20 protein-coding genes and 2 pseudogenes are annotated in these 20,920 nt (G+C 69.4%); 9 read left to right on the top strand and 13 right to left on the bottom strand.

Going from position 1 to position 20,920, the window contains the following annotated elements:
- The first annotated feature begins 61 nt into the window (after positions 1–61).
- Together ABZ851_RS11925 and ABZ851_RS11920 are read left to right on the top strand one after the other, a co-directional pair.
- Positions 62–928, top strand: coding sequence for a helix-turn-helix transcriptional regulator (locus tag ABZ851_RS11925; protein ID WP_361125153.1), 867 nt, complete (start codon positions 62–64; stop codon positions 926–928).
- A 159-nt stretch (positions 929–1,087) separates the two neighbouring features.
- Positions 1,088–1,855, top strand: coding sequence for a glucose 1-dehydrogenase (locus tag ABZ851_RS11920; protein ID WP_361125151.1), 768 nt, complete (start codon positions 1,088–1,090; stop codon positions 1,853–1,855).
- A gap of 33 nt (positions 1,856–1,888) precedes the next feature.
- On the opposite strand, the gene ABZ851_RS11915 is transcribed toward ABZ851_RS11920, so the two are convergent.
- Positions 1,889–2,596 (bottom strand): DUF2470 domain-containing protein, encoded by a 708-nt coding sequence (locus tag ABZ851_RS11915; RefSeq protein WP_361125149.1) that lies wholly within the window; start codon positions 2,594–2,596, stop codon positions 1,889–1,891.
- Between the two features lie 90 nt (positions 2,597–2,686).
- Here ABZ851_RS11915 and ABZ851_RS11910 point away from each other — a divergent pair, with 90 nt between their 5' ends.
- Positions 2,687–3,367, top strand: a complete 681-nt coding sequence (locus ABZ851_RS11910; RefSeq protein ID WP_361125147.1) for an SDR family oxidoreductase — start codon at positions 2,687–2,689, stop codon at positions 3,365–3,367.
- 57 nt (positions 3,368–3,424) lie between these two features.
- Here the strand turns inward: ABZ851_RS11910 and ABZ851_RS11905 are convergent, their stop codons facing one another.
- From ABZ851_RS11905 to ABZ851_RS11895, 3 genes and pseudogenes are all read right to left on the bottom strand, one after another.
- Complete coding sequence (locus ABZ851_RS11905; protein WP_361125145.1) at positions 3,425–4,300, bottom strand: alpha/beta hydrolase; 876 nt, start codon at positions 4,298–4,300, stop codon at positions 3,425–3,427.
- Positions 4,301–4,364: 64 nt separating this feature from the next.
- Positions 4,365–4,535, bottom strand: coding sequence for a hypothetical protein (locus ABZ851_RS11900; RefSeq protein ID WP_361125143.1), 171 nt, complete (start codon positions 4,533–4,535; stop codon positions 4,365–4,367).
- Between the two features lie 368 nt (positions 4,536–4,903).
- Positions 4,904–5,120, bottom strand: a pseudogene (locus ABZ851_RS11895) (MarR family transcriptional regulator); the annotation flags it as partial.
- 339 nt (positions 5,121–5,459) lie between these two features.
- Between ABZ851_RS11895 and ABZ851_RS11890 the strand changes: the two are divergent.
- On the top strand, positions 5,460–6,293 hold the full coding sequence (locus tag ABZ851_RS11890) for a hypothetical protein (RefSeq protein ID WP_361125141.1): 834 nt from the start codon (positions 5,460–5,462) through the stop codon (positions 6,291–6,293).
- Positions 6,294–6,624: 331 nt separating this feature from the next.
- Here ABZ851_RS11890 and ABZ851_RS11885 read toward each other — a convergent pair whose 3' ends face one another.
- From ABZ851_RS11885 to ABZ851_RS11860, 6 genes are all read right to left on the bottom strand, one after another.
- Positions 6,625–7,851, bottom strand: a complete 1,227-nt coding sequence (locus ABZ851_RS11885; protein ID WP_361125140.1) for an HTTM domain-containing protein — start codon at positions 7,849–7,851, stop codon at positions 6,625–6,627.
- Positions 7,848–8,435, bottom strand: coding sequence for a DUF5819 family protein (locus ABZ851_RS11880; RefSeq protein ID WP_336049178.1), 588 nt, complete (start codon positions 8,433–8,435; stop codon positions 7,848–7,850). The genes ABZ851_RS11885 and ABZ851_RS11880 overlap by 4 nt, the downstream gene beginning before the upstream one ends.
- A gap of 592 nt (positions 8,436–9,027) precedes the next feature.
- Positions 9,028–9,744: a BTAD domain-containing putative transcriptional regulator gene (locus tag ABZ851_RS11875; RefSeq protein WP_241721196.1), complete on the bottom strand. Its 717-nt coding sequence runs from the start codon at positions 9,742–9,744 to the stop codon at positions 9,028–9,030.
- A 690-nt stretch (positions 9,745–10,434) separates the two neighbouring features.
- Positions 10,435–10,644: a hypothetical protein gene (locus ABZ851_RS11870; RefSeq protein WP_361125139.1), complete on the bottom strand. Its 210-nt coding sequence runs from the start codon at positions 10,642–10,644 to the stop codon at positions 10,435–10,437.
- Between the two features lie 49 nt (positions 10,645–10,693).
- Positions 10,694–11,800 carry an IPT/TIG domain-containing protein gene (locus ABZ851_RS11865; RefSeq protein WP_361125137.1) on the bottom strand — a complete coding sequence of 369 codons (1,107 nt, stop codon included), beginning with the start codon at positions 11,798–11,800 and terminating at the stop codon, positions 10,694–10,696.
- 437 nt (positions 11,801–12,237) lie between these two features.
- The gene (locus tag ABZ851_RS11860; RefSeq protein WP_361125135.1) at positions 12,238–12,720 is read right to left on the bottom strand and encodes a hypothetical protein; all 483 of its coding nucleotides are present in this window, start codon (positions 12,718–12,720) and stop codon (positions 12,238–12,240) included.
- Between the two features lie 558 nt (positions 12,721–13,278).
- Between ABZ851_RS11860 and ABZ851_RS11855 the strand changes: the two genes are divergently transcribed.
- Complete coding sequence (locus ABZ851_RS11855) at positions 13,279–13,773, top strand: peptidylprolyl isomerase (RefSeq protein ID WP_336049175.1); 495 nt, start codon at positions 13,279–13,281, stop codon at positions 13,771–13,773.
- Positions 13,774–13,926: 153 nt separating this feature from the next.
- Here ABZ851_RS11855 and ABZ851_RS11850 read toward each other — a convergent pair whose 3' ends face one another.
- Both ABZ851_RS11850 and ABZ851_RS11845 read right to left on the bottom strand, forming a co-directional pair.
- Positions 13,927–14,574: a TetR/AcrR family transcriptional regulator gene (locus tag ABZ851_RS11850; RefSeq protein WP_361125133.1), complete on the bottom strand. Its 648-nt coding sequence runs from the start codon at positions 14,572–14,574 to the stop codon at positions 13,927–13,929.
- Between the two features lie 163 nt (positions 14,575–14,737).
- A complete protein-coding gene (locus ABZ851_RS11845) occupies positions 14,738–15,616 on the bottom strand; it encodes a HipA family kinase (protein ID WP_361126201.1) in 879 nt (292 codons plus the stop codon).
- Positions 15,617–15,811: 195 nt separating this feature from the next.
- On the opposite strand from ABZ851_RS11845, the gene ABZ851_RS11840 reads away from it, so the two are divergent.
- Both ABZ851_RS11840 and ABZ851_RS11835 read left to right on the top strand, forming a co-directional pair.
- A complete protein-coding gene (locus ABZ851_RS11840; protein ID WP_336049172.1) occupies positions 15,812–16,042 on the top strand; it encodes a hypothetical protein in 231 nt (76 codons plus the stop codon).
- A gap of 130 nt (positions 16,043–16,172) precedes the next feature.
- A pseudogene (locus ABZ851_RS11835) lies at positions 16,173–16,710 on the top strand (PepSY-associated TM helix domain-containing protein); the annotation flags it as partial.
- 26 nt (positions 16,711–16,736) lie between these two features.
- Here ABZ851_RS11835 and ABZ851_RS11830 read toward each other — a convergent pair.
- Positions 16,737–16,892: a DUF6131 family protein gene (locus tag ABZ851_RS11830; protein ID WP_336049171.1), complete on the bottom strand. Its 156-nt coding sequence runs from the start codon at positions 16,890–16,892 to the stop codon at positions 16,737–16,739.
- Positions 16,893–17,319: 427 nt separating this feature from the next.
- Here ABZ851_RS11830 and ABZ851_RS11825 point away from each other — a divergent pair, with 427 nt between their 5' ends.
- Positions 17,320–19,335, top strand: a complete 2,016-nt coding sequence (locus ABZ851_RS11825) for a SpoIIE family protein phosphatase (RefSeq protein ID WP_361126198.1) — start codon at positions 17,320–17,322, stop codon at positions 19,333–19,335.
- 330 nt (positions 19,336–19,665) lie between these two features.
- Positions 19,666–20,805: an RICIN domain-containing protein gene (locus tag ABZ851_RS11820; RefSeq protein WP_361125130.1), complete on the top strand. Its 1,140-nt coding sequence runs from the start codon at positions 19,666–19,668 to the stop codon at positions 20,803–20,805.
- Positions 20,806–20,920: the final 115 nt, after the last annotated feature.

Below are 20,920 nucleotides of genomic sequence, written 5' to 3'. Positions count from 1 at the left end.
GCTGCGCACCACTCGACGTCCGACGAGCAGGCCGTAAGGAACGGCGTCTTAGCATGGCCGCATGGAGGTCTCAAAGCTTTCCGCCGAGGCGCGGCAGCGGCGTAGTGCGGAGATACGGGCGTTTCTGCGCTCCCGGCGGGCGCGGCTGACGCCCGCGGACGTGGGCATGGCGGCCGGGAACGGGCGCCGTACGCCGGGGCTGCGGCGCGAGGAGGTCGCGGTCCTCGCCGGGGTGGGGGTCTCCTGGTACACGTGGTTGGAGCAGGGGCGCGACATCAAGGTGTCGGCCGAGGTACTGGATGCCGTCTCCCGTGTGCTGCGGCTGGACGCCGCCGAGCGTGAGCACCTGTATCTGCTGGCCGGGCTGAATCCTCCGCAGGCCGCGCCCGCGGACCGCGCCGTACCGGTCGGGATCCGCCGGGTCATCGACGGCTGGCTGCCGCGACCCGCGTACGTCATCGACCGGCACTGGAAACTGGTCGCCGTCAACCGGGCGGCCCGACTCGTCTTCGGGTACGGAGAACTCGACCACAGCTGCCTGGTCAGCTTCTTCACCAGTGCGCACTTCCGGTCCGTGCTGTGTGGGTGGGAGGACGCGGCGCGGCAGATCGTCGGCCAGTTCCGGGCGGATGCCGCGCGCTATCCGGACGATCCGGAGTTCGGGCGGCTCGCGGAGGACATGTGTGCCGCCAGTCCCACCTTCGCCACCGTCTGGGCCGAACACCCGGTGGGCGCGGCGACCGAGGGCATCAAGTCGCTGGTGCACCCCGCTGCGGGGGAGCTGACGTTCCACTACACGATGCTGCCCGTCTCCGATCTGCCCGGCGCCCGGCTGCTGCTGTACACCCCTGCGGAGGGGACACCGACCGAGAGCCGGGTGGCCGGTCTGCTGGATGCGGGGGAACGGGCCGCGGTCCCTGCCTCGTAGGCCTTACCCGGGGGGGCAGGGGCCCGGACGGCACGGTGGCCCGGCCCTCGGCCCTGGCCGACGGCAGGTCGCCCGCTCGCGCGGCCTGAGGGTGGTGGTGACAGACCCAGGTTCAAGTGACACTGCCGGAGCGGTTCGCACCGCCGCAGGATCGTGGGCATGCAGCGATTCACGAACAAGACAGCACTGATCACCGGCGGCACCAGCGGGATGGGGCTCGCCACGGCGCGGCGGCTCCTGGACGAGGGGGCGTACGTCGTCATCACCGGCCGCGACCAGGCGCGCCTCGACGCGGCGGTCGCCCGGCTCGACGCGGTGGAGGGCCGCGTGCTGGCCGTGCGGGCCGACGCCGCCTCGCCGGCTGACCTCGACGCGCTGATGCGCCGTATCGAGACCTGGCGTGGCACGCTCGATGCCGTCTTCGCCAACGCCGGGACCGGCATCTTCAAGCCGACCGCCGAGATCACCGAGGACGACTTCGACCGCACCGTGAACGTCAATTTCAAGGGCGTCTTCTTCACCGTTCAGAAGGCGTTGCGGCTGATGCCCCGCGGTGGCGCCGTCGTCATCAACGCCTCCTGGACCCTGTACCGGGGGCTGCCCATCGCCTCGGTGTACTCCGCCAGCAAGGCGGCGGTCCACAACCTCGCCCGCACCATGGGATCCGACCTGGCCGCTCGCGGTATCCGCGTCAACTCCGTCAGCCCCGGCTACATCGACACGCCGATGTGGCGCGAGGCGAACACCGACCCGGACGCCGAAGCCCGCAACTCCGCCGAGGTGGCGCTGGGGTCACTCGGCCACCCGGACGAGGTCGCCGCGGCCGTGGCTTTCCTTGCTTCCGAGGACGCCGCGTACATCACCGGCCAGGATCTGGTCGTCGACGGCGGGCTCGTCGGCTCCGTGCCCGTCGCCTCGTCGACGTGAACCCTGGCCGGGCGCTCTGCGCCGCCCGGCGGATCAGGTCAGCAGACGGCTGGGGTGGGAGCAGCGGCGCGCCGTGGCCAGGAGGGCGTGGATCTGGGGACCGACCTGGTCGATGTCGGTCACCGGCGTCTTGAACGGCAGCCGCACGTCGTGGTGAGTGTGCGGGTATTCGAGGCGCAAGGTCACGCCGTAGCGGTCCATCGCCACCGGCAGGGCGCGCAGCATGCCGCTGCCCGGACGCGGGCGGACGAGGCGCAGCAACAGGGGAACGACCTCGGCGTGGTCGTCCAGGAGGTGGGTCAGCATGCCCGCCTCGCTCGTCGCGATCGGATCGAGGTCGGTTGCCTCCAGGGCGTGGAGGGTGACATAGGTGCGTTCCCGGGCGTCTTCGAGGACCGCCTGGCCGAACTCCATACAGGTGCTCTTCGTGGCCTCCGTGCTGTACGGGGCTGCCAGCAGCCCGGTCACCGTGACGCGGGCACGTACACGGTCCCGTACGGGTGTGGGGGCGATGTCGGTGAGCTCCAATTTCACCGGGACGCGCGTCGCCGTCCGGGCGTCGGCGTCCTCGAACGGGGGGTGCAGGTGGACGTGGCCCATTGCCCCGGTTCCGTCGAGGTGACGCACTTCGGTAAGCCTCCCGTCGCTCACCACGGTCATCGAATGGGCGGAGGCAAGGATCGACCGGACGCGCTCTGCGGCGGTCGGTGAGGCGGCGGTACGGGGGTGGAAAGGACGCATCCGGGTGCTCCAGGAGCGGTGAGAGAAGCAAGGTTGATTACTTAGGTAAGCCTAACCTAAATAGCCAGGGCTCGGATCACCCCCGGACCGTTGCCGCCGCACACCACAGGCTCTGCCCGTGACCGGTTGACCCGGTGGCGAGGAGCCCGGCTCTCTGAACCTCAGGCGACGACGCACGCGGGAAGTCGCGCAGGTGTCGCACCGGCGTCTGCCGCACCTGCGTCACCCCCTCGTGACAGGCGGCATCCCGTACACCACCCCACCCCTCGCCCCCCCCCGCAGCCGGCACCGTCCTCATCCGCTGCGGCACACCGGCCACGGAAGTCGCCCTCGATCTCTGATCGGTCGGCCAACGGCACGCGACGGAGCCCGCAGCGGAGCGGTTGCGGCCTCGCCGAACTCGCCCCGGAGATGGCGGAGCGGGGCAGCGGGGCGATCGTCAACGTCAGCACCATGGCGGCCGAGCTCGGCATCGCGGGAGCGGCGCTGTACGGGTCGAGCAAGGCCGCCGTGAACCTGCTGACCAAGTCCTGGGCTGCCGAATACGGCCCGCGCGGAGTCCGGGTCAACGCCGTGCAGCCCGGCCCGACGCGGACCGAAGGCACGGCAGGCATGGGGACGGACCTCGACACCCTCGCCGCCCAGGCACCCGCCGGACGGCCGGCCACCCCGAGGGAGATCGCCGAGGCGATCGCGTACCTGGCCGGCGACACCGCGAGCTTTGTGCACGGCGTGGTGCTACCCGTCGACGGCGGCCGCACCGCGGTGTGACGGCTCCGTCCACTGGCCTTCGCTCGATCGTCCTGCCGGCCATCGACGTGCGCCGTGCTAGCGGTCGCCGGCGGCCTTCTCCAGGAGCGAGGTGAGGACCGGTTCGGCGTGTGTCCACAGCAGTGCGCCGCCGGCTCCTGGTACGACACGGTGCTGAGCGCGGGGTATACGGGTGGCGAGCAGCGCTCCGTTGTCGGGCGAGTGGCTGGTATCCCGTTCGCCGTACCAGAGGTCGACCGGGACCGTGATCTCGTCAAGGGCGAAGGGCCACCGCATCATGGCCAGGACCGTGTCCCGGGCGTAGCCGGCCGCTCCTTGCCCGAAACCCTCGTCCAGGGCCCTGCGGTAGGCGACCGCGAAATCGCCGTCCTGGTACACGGCAAGGTCGCACGCAGGGCTCCCCGCCATGACCATGCGCCACATCGTCTCCGCGCTGAAGCCTGCGAAGAACGCCTCGGCGCCGGCCGGGTCGCCCGCGGTCCGTTCAACGAGGTCCCGCAGATCAGCCGGCAGGGCGGCAGCGAACTCCGGTGCGGCGACCTCGTCCGCGCCGGAGACGACCGCCAGTGCCGAGGCGACGCTCTCCACAGCGCAGGCGAGAGCGAACGGCGCCCCTTGCGAATTCCCCACCACGGCCGGGCACCCCAGCCCTCGCAGCTCGACGAGTTGCCGGATGTCGTCGGCGAAACCGGAGAAGGTCCGGCCGGGTTCGGGGCTGGAGGCACCGAGCCCCGGGCGGTCCACAGAGACGAGCCGCACCCCGAGTGCTTCAACGGCACCTGCCCCGAAACCCAGCCACCGGCTCGTGCCCGCTCCCGGACACAACAACACGGGCACGCCGTCCGGCGGCCCCCACTCGGCCCACCCCAGCAACCGCCCATCGGAGAGTCGGCTCTCACCGACCCGGGCGGGATCGTCGACATATACGGCCATGATCACCATCATGGCCCGTCAACTGGAAACCGCCCAACGGTTTTTCGCCGTCAGCAATTCGCCGTCAGTATTCGGCACGGGAAGTGGCAGGCGCATCGGGATCGTCCTCCCAGTCGTCTTCGGGGAAGCCGGGGGCGTAGACCGGTTCGATGAAGACGTTGCGGTAGTCGGGCTTCGCGGGGCGCGGGAGCGGGTCAGCAAGCTTGTGGTGCGGCTGCGGTGTCGTGGGGGGCATGAGGTTCCTTGGTGTTCTACGCCGCAAATGGCGGTCGGTTGGTGAGGGTCGCAGGTCAGAGCCGGCGTCGACGAAATTGCATGCGGTGCGCTGTGGTGCGGTGTGGCGTGGTGGAGGCCTGCCATGACGTCGGGGGCCGATACTCCCCCTCCCGCTCTCGGCGGGGTTCAACTCCGCCGGTACAGCCGTGGAGATGACGCGGTGGAGCCCGTCCGGTGCGGTGTCGTAACAGGTGTCAGTGCCGGCGAAGGACTGCGAATCGTGCCGGAGCCTCGATTCGGTGATCATGATACGTGCAGCGGCCCGGCGGCTCTTGTCAGGTGACGCGTGCGGGCATCCCTCGCGCTCCGCGCGAGCGGAGCAGTCTGCTCGCGGGTGGTCACGGCGGTGAGGGCCGCCCTGCCGTCGCCGGTCAGCCGGACCAGCGAGGACCGCTGGTGCGCGGGATGGGGCGCGAGGTCGACCAGCCCTCGGGTCGCGGCGTCATTGACCATGCGCTGCACGAATTGCCGGCTCAGCGCCTGCGCGCCCCATCTGCGGGACGGTCATGGGCTCGTGTTCGCGTGGCAGGTCCAAGACGGCGCGGCACACCATCCGCCGACCGGCATGAGAACCCACGGCGACACCTCCGACACGGTGCGCTACCACCGCAGCCGATGTCGCAGCTCAGCGGCCGAATGCCGCACCACAACGACCACCTTCATCCACGGCGTCGGGCGCTCCCAGGCCACGCCACGGCGAGTGGCAGGCCGGGATTCGGATCGTGCAGCTCGCGCGAGACGGTCCCGCTGGGCGGGAAGCCCGGATTCCCGCGGCTTGCTCTGGCGGCGTCACGCGGGAGTCACGCCAGTTCCACGCCGCCGTCATGGCCGACCTTTCACGCTGCAACAGATATGCCAGCTCCTCAAGACAAGGGGAAGCATCATGACGAATCTCCGGAAGCGGCTTCCGCACGTGATCGGCGCCTCGCTCCTGGCCGCGGCGCTCACCGGAACAATGGGCGCCATGAGCGCTGTGGGCGCTGAAGCGGCGCCCACGAAGGCAACAACGTCGAAGTCGGCACCGGATGTCAGGTGCCGATTGGTCCTCAACAAGAAGACCGGCAAGTTGTTCTTGTTCCCGAGGGGATGCAGGTTCATCGGCGGTGGAACCACCGGAGCCACCACAACAGGAGCCACCATCGGTGGACGCACCGGTGGAGTCACCACCGGCGCCACCACGACCGGCGCGACCACCACCACAACCGGTGCCACCAGCACCACCGGCGCCACCACGACCGGCGCGACCACCACCACAACGGGCGCCACCAGCACCACCGGCGCCACCACTACGGGCGCCACCATCGGCGGCGGCGTTGGCGGAACCACCGGCGCCACCACCACTGGCGCCACCATCGGCGGCGGGGTAGGCGGAACCACCGGCGCCACCACCACCGGCGCCACCATCGGCGGCCGCGTTGGCGGAACCACGGGTGCCACCACGACCGGTGCCACCATCGGCGGCGGCGTTGGCGGAACCACCGGCGCCACCACCACCGGCGCCACCATCGGCGGCGGCGTTGGCGGAACCACCGGCGCCACCACCACCGGCGCCACCATCGGCGGCGGGGTAGGCGGAACCACCGGCGCCACCACGACCGGTGCCACCATCGGCGGCGGCGTTGGCGGAACCACCGGCGCCACCACCACTGGCGCCACCATCGGCGGCGTACTTGGCGGAACCACCGGCGCCACCAGCACCGGTGCCACTATCGGCTGAGGTAACAGCCGCTGAGGCAACAGCCGTACGAGTGGCGCCACCACCGGCGCCACCCCCGGCTGGGGCGAGCGATGCGCAGCGCAGGGCTCGGCTCCTGCCGAAGGGCGGTCGCGATCTCGCGATCTCCCTGCACTGCGCGCGCAGTCGGCAGGTGAGGTGAACCCTGAGGTCTCTCCGGCGGATCGGCCCCACCACGGGCCGATCCGCCGGGGGGACGTTCGCCTCGTCCTGCGGGGAACGGACGGTGCGCCTCATCCCGTACAGCGGGTCAGCAGGTCAGCAGGTCAGCGAGTGAGCACGTCACTGAAGCAGTGAGTCTGTTGCCGTCGCTTCACACGCGGGCCTTCGCTCCGGTGACCTGTGGTTCCTTGTCGCGGCGAAGTGGGCGGGTGATGCGCTTCCGCGTGGACGACACCCTCGACCCGATCCAGCGCAGGAAGTTGGTCGGAAGGAAGACCATGTCCGCAACGACCATCGCCAGTGAGAAGAACGGCAAGCCGCAGATCACCGCGATCGTCGCGTGTTCGGTCATCAGGATCGCGAGCAGTACGTTCTTCACCCGGCGGTTGAGGAGGGTGAAGGGGAAGGCGACCTGGGCGACGACGGTGCCGTAAGTGATCAGCGTGACGATCACGGAGCCGCTGTCGAGCGCCTGGGACAGCGGAGTCCACGGGCTGAAGTAGTTCAGATGAAGGGGGTAGTGGAGGGCGGTTCCGTCCTGCCAGCGCGGCCCCTGGATCTTGTACCAGCCGGCCGTGGCGTAGAGCAGACACACCTGGGCGGCGATCACAAACATCGCCGAGTTGTGGACGAGGTTGGCGGTGACGTCCAATACCCCTCGCACCTCGGAGAAGCGGCTCCGCCCTGCCCAGTACCACAGGGCCTGGATCAGCCACATCCCCCAGAAGATCAGAATCCACCCCCACGGGAGCTGCGCGAATCCCGTGATCTGCGCGAGGGCGAGGCCCAGGCCGCAGAGACCCCACAGGGCCACGCCCACCGGATTCCTGTCCTCCTCACCCAACGCCGCCGCGCGCGCCCGCCGTCGTGCGTCCAGCGACCACACCTGCCCGCAGCGCGTCAGCACCAGATAGCTCGAGATCAGGTGGATGAGGGTGTCGCCACCGTCGCCCAGCAGGACGTTGCGGTTCAGAAGCGACAACACCCCGATCATGAACAGCAGCGAGGTCGTGCGGGTGTGCCACCCGACGAGCAGCAGCAGACACGCGAGGATCGTCCCGTGGTAGACCAGCTCGAACCACAGCCTGTCGCTCGACCACAGCAGCACCGTGAACGCATGGTTCGAGGCGACGAGGCGATGAGCCAGGTCCAGTCCCCACGGGCTGGTGGTGCCGTAGAGCTCCTGACGGTGCGGCCACTCGCGGAGGAGGTAGAGGCCGAAGGTCAGCGCGAAGCCGATCCGGACGACCGCGGCCTGGTAGGGCGCCAGCGTCAGCCCCGTGATCTTGTTCAGCCCTCTGGCGATGGCCCGGTCGAGCTTCGTGGCAAAGTCCTTGAAGGGGGAAGGTGCCCGGGCGGTGTCCTTCTCGACGCTCACTGGAACTCCTTCTTGGAGACCGGCCACCACGGAAGCACCTGGTACGTCGTCTGAGTGTTCACGCGCTCAGTACTCCACTTCGGCGGGATAATCGGGGTGTTCGACGCGTAGATCTGCACCTTGACCACCTGGCCGCCGTCGACACGGGGCCCGATCCGGTGTGCCGCGATCCGGCGTACATAGGCCTCGGAGAGCTCACCCCGGAGGCCGACCGGCCGCCCCTTGACGTCGTGTGTCCTGTTGTAGAAGTCCCAGGCCTGGCGAAGCAGGTTCTGGTGCGCGTGGCTGGGGGCGGGATTGCCCCTGATCGCTTTGATGTCCTGGGCGGTCAGGCCCACCCAGTTCGTCAAACGCCGGGAGCCGTCGGCGAATTTGACCTCGGCGCGCGCGTTCACGGCGATGTTCTGCTGCAGCGGGTTCGGGGCGAAGAGCTGCCAGTTCTGGTCGAACTCCGGATAGACCCAGCCGTTGACCAGCCCGGCGTACTGCCTGCTGAGGGCGTTCGACGGCGCGACGAACAGGAACAGCAGGACCACGTGGAGTGTGACGACGATCGCCAGCACCGCGATGGTTCCCGCGATCATGATCCGCGACAGCAGCGACCAGGACCCGTTGGGCGCCGGCGGCAGCGCACGGGGGGCGGTTGACGCACTCGGCGCAGGGCCTCCGTCGGCGCTTTCCGAACCGGTCTCGACCGAGGCTGTCTCGCGTGGCTCCACAATGCTCCCTCGGTCGCAGGTCCCGGACATTCGGCGGATTCACTGGCGGATCACCTGGTCTTTCATCGGATCACCGCTTCTGAATGAGAATAAATGCGCGGATTGCCGCACAAACACTCTATTGAGCCGAATGGTTGATGGGACGTTCCCCTGCAGGCGAGCACGTACGACGCCGGCACCGAGGCCGCCGGGGACCACGGAGCCGGCGGCACGTGGAACGGGTGGGACGTTGGCTGGGCGGCACGCGGAACGGTGCGGCAGCACCTTGAGGGGGAACAGGCTGAACCTCGGAGGGCCCCGACTCGGGGCCCTGAGGAATCCACAGCCATGCGGCCACGGAGGGTCACCAGCCGGAGGTGCCCACCGGCATCACCGGGCCACCGGCATCACCGGGCCCACCGACATCCCCGGGCCAGCCGGCGTCACGGGCCGACGGGCGTCACCGGGCCGACCGGAATCACCAGCCGGAACCCGGCCTCTGCAGTCCGTCCACCAAGTGGCACAGCCGCGGAGTGGGACGCAGTCCGAGCTCGTCGCGAAGGCGGTGCGTATAGCGTTCGAATTCGTCCAGCGCCTCGGACGGGTTGCCCTCCGCCAGGTGGGCGCGGATCAGCGAAGCCTGACTGCTCTCCCGCAGTGGATTCGCTTGTACGGCCGCGTGGGCGGCCGCCACCGCCCCGGCGAACTGCTTCGTGTCGATGAACGCTCCCGCCAGCGCCTCAAGGGCGTGGAGGCGGAGCTGCTGCCATTGTTCGGCCTCCCGCAGGGCCCACTCGTCGTACCAGCCGGGCAGCAGGTCGTCGGTGAGCTGGTCGACGGTGGCCGCGTTGATGTTGAGGTCCTCGGCCGGGACCCCGGGGTCGAGTATGCGCTGGGCGAGCGACCGGGCATGATGCAGGTCAACGGTGACCTTCCGCGCGAGGCGCACCTCGGTAGGGCAGACATCCAGGGCCTTCCTGCCGATGCCACGCAGGCGCGACAGCGCCGACCGCAGGTTCGCGTACGCGCTCTGTTCGCATGCCTCGGGCCACAGGCTCCCCGCAACCAGGGAGCGCGGAGCAGCGGCACGGCCGTTGAGCGCAATGAACGCCAACAGCCGCTTCGAGCCGACGGGCACCGTCACCGGGACGTCGTTCACCACAAGGTCGAAACCGCCGAGAAGGGCGATGTGCACGGTTGGCCGGCTGCTCGCGGGTGGCCAGGAAAAGATCAGGTCATCTGAGCTCATGGCTGGTGATTGCGGAGAGGGACGTCCGTGCGGCGTAAGCCGACTGGCCGTGCCCCCGATGCTCGAGGTTCGCAATCATCTGTGCACCTCCCACAACCACATGTTGCGCTGCCCTCGGTGGGTTGTCGAATTGTTCCAATTCAGCGGGACATCTTCCCTCCTGAGGCGCGTGGGCACACATACCCTCCGATGGCAAATGGGCACGCGTCCGGGACCGCTCCGCGACGACAACGGGGCGACTTCGGCGCCGCGAGGGTAAGGGCCGGGGGGCGAACCGGGGCCGCACAGACACCACGGCGCCGCACAGGCACCACAATGCGTACAGGTCCGATGACGGGAAGCGACGGAGCGGATATCTCTACGAGGTCCGGGCATGCCCATGGGCCGACGGGGGGGCACACGCTGCGTACGAGCCGGGGTGGTCCCCCTGCTGACCCCGGTCACGCTCCGCACCCCGGCCCTCCGTCTCACGGCGCGGGCAACCTCAACCCGTCTCCTACCGACGACGGTAGTTGAAGCAGGGCGCCCATTCCGGGCGGGAAGAACTCGGCGGTGGGAACCCGCCGGTGGACACTCGAGGTGCGGAGTGCGAAGTGCCAAGGTCCGGAGTGCGGGGTGCGGAGTGCACACCACGCATCAGCCGATGAGACAGAGAAGCACTCCGGGCGCGGTGGCGGAGCCGCCCGTAGTGGTGGCCGCGATGGTGACCGTGCCCAGGGAAGGGGCGGGAGCGATGGCTGCGACTTCGGTGTCGGACAGGACGGCGAATGCGGCGGGGACACCGCCGAAGATCACACCGGTGGTCGGACGCCCTGTTCCTGACGCCCTGCCCTGCCGCCGACTCATCAGGAGCCGGTGGCAGGGCAGGCGGGTGAACCGTTGCCAGGAGGATCGCTCACACGTAGGTGTATCCACCGGCGACGGTCGTGCTGCCGCCCGGGGTGGTGACGACGACGGGAACGTTGCCGAGCGACCCGGCCGGGGTGAAGCCGACCAGCGCCGTACCCGACGCATTCACCGAAACCCCCGTCGCCGCAACCCCGTTGAACGTCACCACCGCACCACTCAAACCACTCCCCGAGATCACGAACGCCGTACCACCCGCAGCACTGCCCGACGACGGCGACAGCGACGTCACCACAGGCGGGCGCGGGGCCGTGTAGGTGTACCCACCGGCGACCGCGGTGCTCCCGGCCGGGGTGGTGACCACGACCGGGACGTTGCCGAGCGGCCCGGCCGGGGTGAAGCCGACCAGCGCCGTACCCGACGCATTCACCGAAACCCCCGTCGCCGCAACCCCGTTGAACGTCACCACCGCACCACTCAAACCACTCCCCGAGATCACGAACGCCGTACCACCCGCAGCACTGCCCGACGACGGCGACAGCGACGTCACCACAGGCGGGGGTGCCGTATAGGTGTATCCACCGGCGACCGTGGTGCTCCCGGCCGGGGTGGTGACCACGACCGGGACGTTGCCTGCGGGGCCGGGCGGCGTGACGCCGGTGAGCACCGTTCCCATGGGATTGATGGACACTCCGGTGGCCGGCACACCGTTGAAGGTGACCGTTGCGCCGGTGAGATTAGTGCCGATGAGGGCGAACGCGGTACCGCCGGCGGTGGGCCCGCTGCTGGGCACGAGAGCGGTGACCGTCGGGCCACTGGGCGAAGCGACGTAGGTATAGCTCACCGAGTTGGTGTTGCCTCTCGATGTGGTGGCGATGATCTGGACGGTTCCCGCCGCGTGCGGGGGCGCGAGGACGGTGACCGAGCCGCCGGAAGGGTCCTGGGTGACGATGATGGCGGGGATACCGCCGAAGGTGACCTGACTCGTGCCCTGCAGGCCCGCCCCGGTGAGCAGGACGGTATTCCCTCCGGAGGTCGGCCCCGAGTCCGGAATGGCCTCGTAGAGCCTCGGATATCTGGGCCAGTTTCCCCCGTCCCCGCCGGGCCAGGAGCCCGAAGACTGCGGACTTTCTTGCTGCTGTACGGCTGCGGACATGGCTTCTCCCTGGGCAGCCGCCGCCCCTCCCGCTCACGAGTCCATTCGTGAACGGGTCTGGTGGGAGCGGAAGTTGCCGTCGTCGAATGTTGGGTGCATGCGACGGTAGGGTTCCCGGCCGTGCGAAAGAAGGCGCGTACGTGTCAGCAATGACGTGTACGACAATCAAGATGACAATAGGTAAATGAGCGCGGCTCCCGGGCCGCTGACCGGCGTGCGCGGGTATTCCGCAGAACCGGTTCGCGAGCCGCCCGGCGTACGCACCGGGCGGTCCCAGGCGGGCGGTCCCGGCCGGGCGGTTCCCCCCTGGGCGATCCTCTCCATGCGGCCAGTGGTGACGCCCGGGGACGCATACCGCTCGCCCCCGGGCCCCGTTTCCGTTGTTCGCTCCCCATTGTTCGTTTTCCGTTTTCGCCCCTGGGCCGAGGGGCGAACTGCTACTGGTGATAGATGGTCGCGGCCCAGTTGGCCTTCCAGTTTCCGTCGCCGAACTGGAGGTTGACGGAACAGCGACCGGTGTCGCCGTCACAGGTCAGGCTGTTCGCCGGTACGGGAGCGGCGATCCGTGTGCCCTGGGGGGACCGGAGCGCCTGGTGGAAGATGCCGGCCGACCAGCTCGCGCGCCAGTTCCCGTCGCCGAATTGCAAGTTGGCGGTGCACTTGCCGGTGTCGCCGTCGCAGCTGAGGCCCGTTACCGGTACCGGAGCGCGGTAGGCGGAGCGGGGTGCCTGGTGGTAGATGGTCGCGCCCCAGCTCGCCTTCCAATTGTTGTCACCGAAGCGGAGGTTGGCTGTGCACTTGTAGGTGTCGCCATCGCAGTTGAGCGCGGTCACCGGTACCGGAGCAGCAGCGGCCGGGCCGGCCAGCCCGATTCCCAGAGCAGCGAGTGCAGCGCAGGTGCCGACGATGATGCGTCGCATGGCCGTCCTTCCCTCATGGGCGCACGGCGCGCCCGGTTCCAGAGAAGGATTTGCTGATTTCCTGCTGCGCCAAGCCCACCGATAACGGCCTTCAGCAAAAAGAGTGCTCCCCCGCACCGACGACCGAAATCGGAGCTGGGCTGCCGGACGGCAGTTGGTGGTGAACGGCGCATGCGCGGTGGGCTCGGGGAGTGAAGAGGGTGCAGCGCCCGGTAGGGCCGACGGCCCGTGGCGTGCCACCGGCACGATCGGGGCTTCCGGGCGGCAGCCTCGCCGCGCGCGCTTCCGTGTGTGCCGGCTGCGCGGGTGAGGCGGCGGTCCGTGGGTAGTTTGTACGGTTCGCCCTTGTCCGCCGGCTTGCCGCCCACGGCGCCCTGCGTTCTCGGGGCCCCGCATTCTCGGGGCCCTGCATTCTCGGGGTCGGGGCTTCCCTTTCGCGGGGAGCCTGCCTTTCGCAGGGGCCCCTGTCTTTCGGGGGCGTGCCCCTTACACCGGCTCCGTCACGACGGGCATCGGGGGCCGCGCCTCGCCCCGGCAGGGACATGTAAGGATGCCGTCATGACTGACAACGTGTTTTTCGACATCACCATCGATGGCGCCCCCGCCGGGCGGATCGTCTTCACCCTGTTCGACGACGTGGTCCCCAAGACCGCGAAGAATTTCCGTGAGCTGGCCACCGGCGAGCACGGCTTCGGCTACGAGGGATCCGGCTTCCACCGCGTCATCCCCGACTTCATGCTCCAGGGTGGCGACTTCACCGCCGGCAACGGGACCGGCGGCAAGAGCATCTACGGCGAGAAGTTCCAGGACGAGAACTTCCAGCTCAAGCACACCAAGCCCGGTCAGCTGTCGATGGCGAACGCCGGCCCGAACACCAACGGCTCGCAGTTCTTCATCACCACCATCGTGACGGACTGGCTGGACAACAAGCACGTCGTCTTCGGCGAGGTCGTCGAGGGCATGGACATCGTCAAGAAGATCGAGGCCCTGGGCTCGCGCAGCGGCGCCACCAGCGCCGACATCGTCATCGCCAAGTCCGGCGTGGTCGCGTAGCAGCCACCGCGCCTCCGGCGTCGGCGGACCCCGTCGACGCCACCGATCAGGGCCCTCGGCGCCGATGTCCGCCGGGACGGTCCTGGGCACCGGAGCCGCGCTCGGGGCGGCCGCCGCCGTAGGTGCGGCGGCCGCCCGCGCCGGCCCGTTCCGTCACTCCTTGCGGGTGGCACGGGTGGCGTAGGCCAGAGCCTGTTCGCTCAGCAGGCCCTCGACGAGGTCGAGGAGATCCAGTACGGCTTCCGCGATCGTGTCCGGCTTCTCGCCGGCGACGATGCGTTGGCCGATCTCGGCATAGACCAGCGAGTGGAACCAGCCGATCTGGCTTGCCACCAGGCGTGGTGTGGGGTCGTCCAGCCCAGCGCCGGTCTCTTCGGCCAGAACGGTGGCGAGTGCGTCGGTCATCTGCCGGCCGAGGTCCTCCAGTCGGGCCGTGAGGGTGGGTGCCGCCCGCATCATGTGGAAGACGGGGCCGAAGCCTGCGGTCAGGCCCAGCGTGCGGTCGCGGCGCCTTAGTTCGTCCCGCAGCTGGGCGAGGACCGCCCGTGCGGCGGACTCGCCGGGCCGCCGGGCGCGCACGAGGTCGGCGAGCCGCTGTGGGGAGGCCTGGTCCGGTGGGAGGACGAGGTCTTCCTTGGCCTCGTAGTAGTTGTAGAGGGTGTTGACCGAGACCTCGGCGGCCGCCGCGACCTCGGCGATGGTGACGCGGTCAAAACCCCGCTCCACGAACAGGCCGAGGGCCACGTCGGAGATGCGTTGCCGTGTCTGCCGTTTCTTGCGTTCCCGCAGCCCTTCAGCCATGGGGTAAGTCTAGGAACTCCGCAGAGAGTGATCTTGCCGTCGGGTGCCGTGCCGGTACCCGGGCCGGCCCAGCAGTTCCCGCAGCCCTTCGGCCGCCGCGGCCACGACCGGCCGGCGGCCGGCCGGCGGCAAAACTTGTCGAGAGCCGTTTCCGCGGCTTCCCTCAGGGATTTCCCTTGTTTTCGGGCTCGCGGCTTTCTGCTTGCTCGCGGCCGAGGAAATGCGTGGGGAGCCATTGCGTGGATATTTTCGCGCGGGCGGCGAGGTGGGCGACGTAGGCGTCGCGAAGCTCGTCCGGAGTCGTGAAGCCCGGCTCGTGGGTCAGCCATTCGTCCGGGACGGCGGTGACGACCTCGCGCAGCAACTCCGGCGTCACACGGTGGGCGAGGTCGGCGTCCGCTGCCGCCATGTCAGGGCCACGGGAGCCGAGCACGTGGTGCCGGAAGGGGTACGCCTTCCCGACGGCGTCCGCCGCGGCCTCCCAGCGGTGGTGGAAGACGAGCGAGGCACCGTGGTCGATGAGCCACAGACGGGGCTCCTGGTGACCGGAGGCCGGCCAGACCATGAGGTTCGGGCTGTGCACCGTACGGTCCACGTTGGCGGTGAAGGCGTCCAGCCAGATGATCCTTGCGGCCTCCGCCGGGTCGACCTCCAGCGTGCCCGGCGTGAAGTCGGCGGCTCCCGGCAGGTAGTCCATGCCGAGGTTGAGTCCCGCGCTGGAGTGCAGCAGATCCTGGATCTCCTGGTGCGGCTCCTCGTCGGCGACGGACGGGTCGAAGTGCACCCGGACCAGCTCCGGTACGCGCAGCCCGAGTCGCCGCGCCAGCTCGCCCACGACGACCTCGGCGACGAGCGCCTTACGTCCCTGCGCCGAGCCGGTGAACTTGACGACGTAGGTGCCCAGATCGTCGGCTTCGACGACGCCGGGGACCGAGCCACCGCTCCGCAGCGGGGTCACATACCGGACAGCCGTCACGCTGCGCAGCCCGCCCTGGGGCGCTGCGGTGCCTGCCGCACCTGCCGTACGTGCCGTATCCGCCATTCCCACCCCACGTGCCATGCGTCTGCGCCCCTGTCCCTGTGCGGGGAGGCCTCGAGCTCACGCGGAGAGCCGCCCCGACCGCAACCAGCAAAGATGACCTCTACTGTAACTTTGCAGTGCATTATAGTTTTTTCGCGCGGCGCCGCGTTCCTGCCGCCGTCGCGCGTAAGGGATCTCGTCGAAGGGGAGTGGAACGTGGCAAGGCCGAAGGTTCACGACACGGCGGTGGAGCGGGCAAACGAGGCCCTTCAGACGTACACACTCTCGGCCGAGGGCTGGCGCAGTAGCCCCGGCGAGACGTTGCAGCAGATCCTCACCGACTTGCTGCACTGGTGCGACGACACCCAGCGTGACTTCGATGCGGCCCTGGAGCGGGCTCGTTCCCGGCACTCCACGGAGAGCGGACGGGGCGGCGAGGATGCCTGACGGCCCTCCGCGGCACGCCTGACGGGAGCCACCGGATCGCCGATACCGCGTCCCCACAGCGCGGGCTTCACGCGCAGGACACAGGAATCGCGGCCCCTGTGGGTCACCTCGCACCGCATCACTCCCGGCGTACGGCGCCTCGGGTGCGCTGCCGCTGGGCACCTGGCTCGACGATCTCCACCGCAACCTGCACCTGGGAGAGAACGGCCGCCTCTACAGCGAACTGGCTGCCAGCCGGCTGTGGGTGGTCGCCGGCGGCGGGCTCGCGCTGTGGATCGGCCGGAAGCGTACGCACCGCAAGCTGCGGGCCCTCACCCTGCCGGATCGCACCGCCACCGGACGGCGCCGGACGCTGTCATGGCACGGCGCGGTTCGCGCCGGCCGCGCTCGCCCTGGCGCTGATCTTCCTGATCCTCTGGGGATACCGGATGTGGTGGCAGCGTCGTCCGACCCGCGACCGTGCCCTGTCCTTCGGACGGCCGGTCGCGCGGGGTGCCTGGCGGCAGGTTCGGCTGCCCCTGCTGATTTCGCTCGCGCTCGTCGCCGTGGTGGTGGGCCGGGCGGTGCCGCTGCTCGGCGTATCGCTCGCCGCGTTCTTGGTCGTGGACAGCGTTCTGGGCGTGCTCGCACGCCCAGAAGCTCCCGCTCCGGCCCCTGCTGGGGACTGACCAGCTTCGGAGACCGTGCGGTCGTGCTACCAGTAGTGCTTCCGGCCGGCGACCGCGTGTCCCATCGCGCCGAGGAGCCACAGAATCGCGCCGATGACGGCAAGAATGACCCCGATGGTCCACAGGATGGAAATGCCGGTCACAAATCCGATGACGAGCAGAATGATTCCGAGAACGACCACGGTGTGCTCCGATCTCGCATGAGTGTGGCTTCAACTCTGATCCTCGGTTGCCGGATCGGCAAGTTTTGATAATGCGGCAATAGAGGGGGACCCCGGGCAGCTCAGCCACCGCTTGCCTTTCGCACGGCTTTCCCGGGCTGAGCGGCGGGCTGCTTGAGGCGCTTGGGCCGCTCGGGTCGCGTGGGCACGGCGGCGGCGACCGTGTCGACGAGTATGCGGGCGGACGATCCGGGGGGACCATGGAAGCCACAGCACTCACCTGCCAGGGGCAGGCCACAAAGGCACGTGGGCAGGTCAGGCCACGAACGGGTGTGGGTACACCCCGCGTGGTCCGGCGGACGGAAGGAGTGCCGGGGTGAGCGCAGACGAGGCGCGGCCGGCCGGTGCCGGTGGGCCGGCGGGTAAGTCGTCCCAGCCGAGCGGGCTGATGGACCTCCTCGCCGTCGCCGCAGTGCTGGTGAACGACGAGGGACGGATCGTGCTGTGGAGCCCGCAGGCCGCGGATCTGTACGGCTACTCCGCCGAGGAAGCACTCGGGCAGTACGCGGCGCCGCTGCTCATCCACGAAGAGCACCGGGAACTGGTGATCAAGAAGTTCGCCGAGGTGATGGAGACCGGCCGGAGCTGGGGCGGCACCTTCCCCGTCCGCCACAAGGACGGCGCAGCGCGGCTGGTGGAGCTGCGCAACATGCGGCTGACGGACGACCACGGCGATTTCTACGCCCTCGGGCTCGCCACCGACTCACCGACGCTCCGCGAGGTGGAGCGGGATGTCGCGCTGTCCACCCGGCTGATCTCCCAGTCCCCCATCGGGCTGGCGATCCTCGACACCGAGCTGCGTTATGTGGCCGTCAACCCCGCACTGGAACGGATGCACGGCATTCCCGCGGAAGACCATCTCGGCCGGCACTACCGCGAGATCATGACCGCCGCGAAGTTCGAGGTACCCGAGACCGCGATGCGGCAGGTACTCGAAACGGGCGTCCCCATGGTCGACCAGGCCACCGTCGTCGGCCGCAGCCCCTCCGACCCGGACCGCCAGCGCGCCTGGTCCATCTCGTTGTACCGGCTGGAGGATCCCCAAGGGCGGGTTCTCGGGGTGGCCGACCTGGTGGTGGACGTCACCGACCGGTATCAGTCCGCCATGGAGGCCAGCGAGGCCCGGCGGCGCCTGGCCCTGATCGCGGACGGGTCGGCCCGTATCGGCACCACCCTGGAGGTGGAACAGACCGCGCGGGAGCTGGCCGAGGTCACCGTTCCCGAACTCGCCGACGTGGTCACCGTCGATGTGCTCGACTCCATCCTGGGCGAGCACCGCCCGGCCCGTGACGAGGGCCCCGCGGTCTTCCGCGCGCTCGCCGTGAAGGGCGCCTATCCCACCGAAGCCCTCCAGGCCGCCGACCCTCCCGGCCAGACCGCCGCCTACGACGCCGACCGCCTGGCGACCCAGTGCGTACGCACCGGCCGCCCGATCCTGGTCTCGCACGCGGATGACGACGATCTGACGCGCATCGCCCGCGACGGCCACGCCGCCACATTGCTGGCCCGCGCCGGAGTGCACTCCTACCTGCTGGCCCCGCTCACCGCCCGCGGCCAGATCCTCGGCTGCCTGGGGCTCACCCGCGCCCGCAATCCGCTGCCCTTCGACGAGGACGACCTCGCGCTCGCCGCCGAACTGGCCTCCCGCGCCGCCGTCTGCATCGACAACGCGCGGTCGCACCAGAGCGTGCGCAACGCCGCCGAAACCCTGCAGCGCAGCCTGCTCCCCGACCATCCGCCCCACCTTCCCGGTCTGCAGATCGCCTCCCGGTACCGGCCCGCGCAGGCCACCTACGAGATCGGCGGCGACTGGTACGACGTCCTTCCGCTCGAAGGGGACAAGACCGCACTGGTCGTGGGCGACGTCATGGGCAGCGGTATCGACGCCGCCGCCACCATGGGCCGCCTGCGCACCGCCACCAGCGCCTTCGCCGATCTCGATCTCGACCCCGCCCAGGTCCTCCAGCACCTCGACAAGATCACTTCAGGGCTGGAGCACTACATCGCCACCTGTGTCTACGCCGTCCACGATCCGCATCGCGCCGCATGCCATATCGCCACCGCCGGCCATCTGCCGCCCGTCCTCGTCCGCAGCGGCAAGCGCCCCGAACTCCTCGACCTGCCCACCGGCACCCCGCTCGGAGTCGGCGGCGTCCCCTTCGAGACCACCACCTTCCGGCTCGGCCCCGGCGATCAACTCGTGCTGTACACCGACGGGTTGGTCGAAACCCGCCATCACCCCATCGACGAACGCCTCGACACGCTGATCCGTCTGCTCGACGCTCCCGGCCGCTCCCTGGAAGAGACCTGCGACCGGCTCCTCAGCGACCTCCGGCGGCCCGACGACCCGGATGACGTCGCCCTGCTCATTGCCCGTATACGGCCCTTCGCCGCCGGGGCGTAGCGTGCCGGCCCGGTTGACGGAGCGGTGACCGAGGACCACGCTCGCACGAGGTGGAGCCCGGCACGGTGGTCACCGGCATCTCCCCCACGGTGGCGGTCTCGTGATTCGCGGGACGGGCGGCCCTGGTGGCGTCGTCACCCTCGCGCGCAAGCCCTCCGTCAGTTGACGGATGTAACGCCGCGCCGGGACCCGTACGTTGACTCCGCCGCAGCAGGGGCCACAGCCAGGGGCGGGGCGCTTCCTGCCCTGTCCGGGCGGCCTTGCCACGGCACGAGGGCCGGTTGCCAAACCGCCCCCAGGCAAGAACTGCCCAAGGAGAACCGAATAAACATGATCACCGAGCCGACCCCCCACGGGCCAGCGCGGCGGACGATGGCCGCATTCGCCGCGGTCGCCTTCGCCACCCTCGCCACGTCAGTCTCTCCGCTCACGACCGGAACGGCTCACGCGGAAACGCCCGCCATGACCGGCCTGTCCCTGTCGCCGCGCCTGCCCCAGGGCGACGGTCTTGCGGCGTCATTGGATCTGGCGAAGGACTCGCCGGACTACGGGACGGAAATGGTCATCAACAAGTCGCCGATGGCGCATTGGAGCATCCTTCCCAACGGGGACGGGAGTTTCCTGATCCGCAACGACAAGACGCAGAAGTGCGTCGACTTCAACACCGACAACGACCACCTCGTCGAGCCGGTGTACTGCGACCGGAAGAACAAGAAGCAGAACTGGTACCTGCAGCCCTCGAACGGTGGTGACGGCTACTACCTGATCCGGAACGTCAACACCGACAAGTGCATGGATGTGTTCGGGGGAAGCGGCAACGACGGCACCACCGTGGGTATCCACGGCTGCAACGGTGACAGCAACCAGGAGTGGACCATCGGCCCGACGCCCGGCGCGGAGTACACCGGCCCCACCCTCGCGGACCTGGCCACCGCGTACGCCCTGAAGCAGTGCAGCACCGGTGCCGGCGCCGTCAAGTCGTGCGACTACGAGGTCACCGGCGACAGCGTGGCGTCCGTGGGGAACCTGCAGCGGGTCAGCTCCAACGTGTGGAACAACAGCACCGACCCCGGGGAGAGGACCATCACCTGGACGCAGACCACGTCCCAGACCAATACGGTGGGCACTTCCCTCACGGTCACCAGCGAGGTCGGGGTCAACGTCGAATTCGTCACGGCCAAGGTCAGTACGGCGCTCACCGCACGCTACGAGCACTCCTGGACCCAGACCGACACCGTGAGCGACGCGAACAAGATATCCGTGAAGCCGGGCAACTACAGCTGGGCGATGCGAGGCCAGCTGATGAAGACCGTGACGGGTAAGTGGACGTTCACCAACGATCTCGGTGACACCTGGTCCGGCGACGGCACCGCCACCATCCCGGCCAAGGACGGCACCGACAGCCTCAGCAGCAACCTGGTGCTGTGCACGAGCGACAGCCCCGCTGCGGAGTGCGTCAACAACCGGTGACCGTACGGTGCACTCCCCTCGTGATCCGGGTGCACTCCGCCGCGTGATCTGACGGCAGGCCGTCGGACCGTTCCCCGGCTCCCCGAACGGAGCCGGGGAACAACGCGTCGAGCGC

This window comes from Streptomyces sp. NPDC047049, from assembly GCF_040643995.1.
In the GTDB taxonomy this organism is placed as follows: Bacteria; Actinomycetota; Actinomycetes; order Streptomycetales; family Streptomycetaceae; genus Streptomyces; species Streptomyces mooreae.
This window is presented reverse-complemented; position numbering and strand designations above follow the sequence as displayed.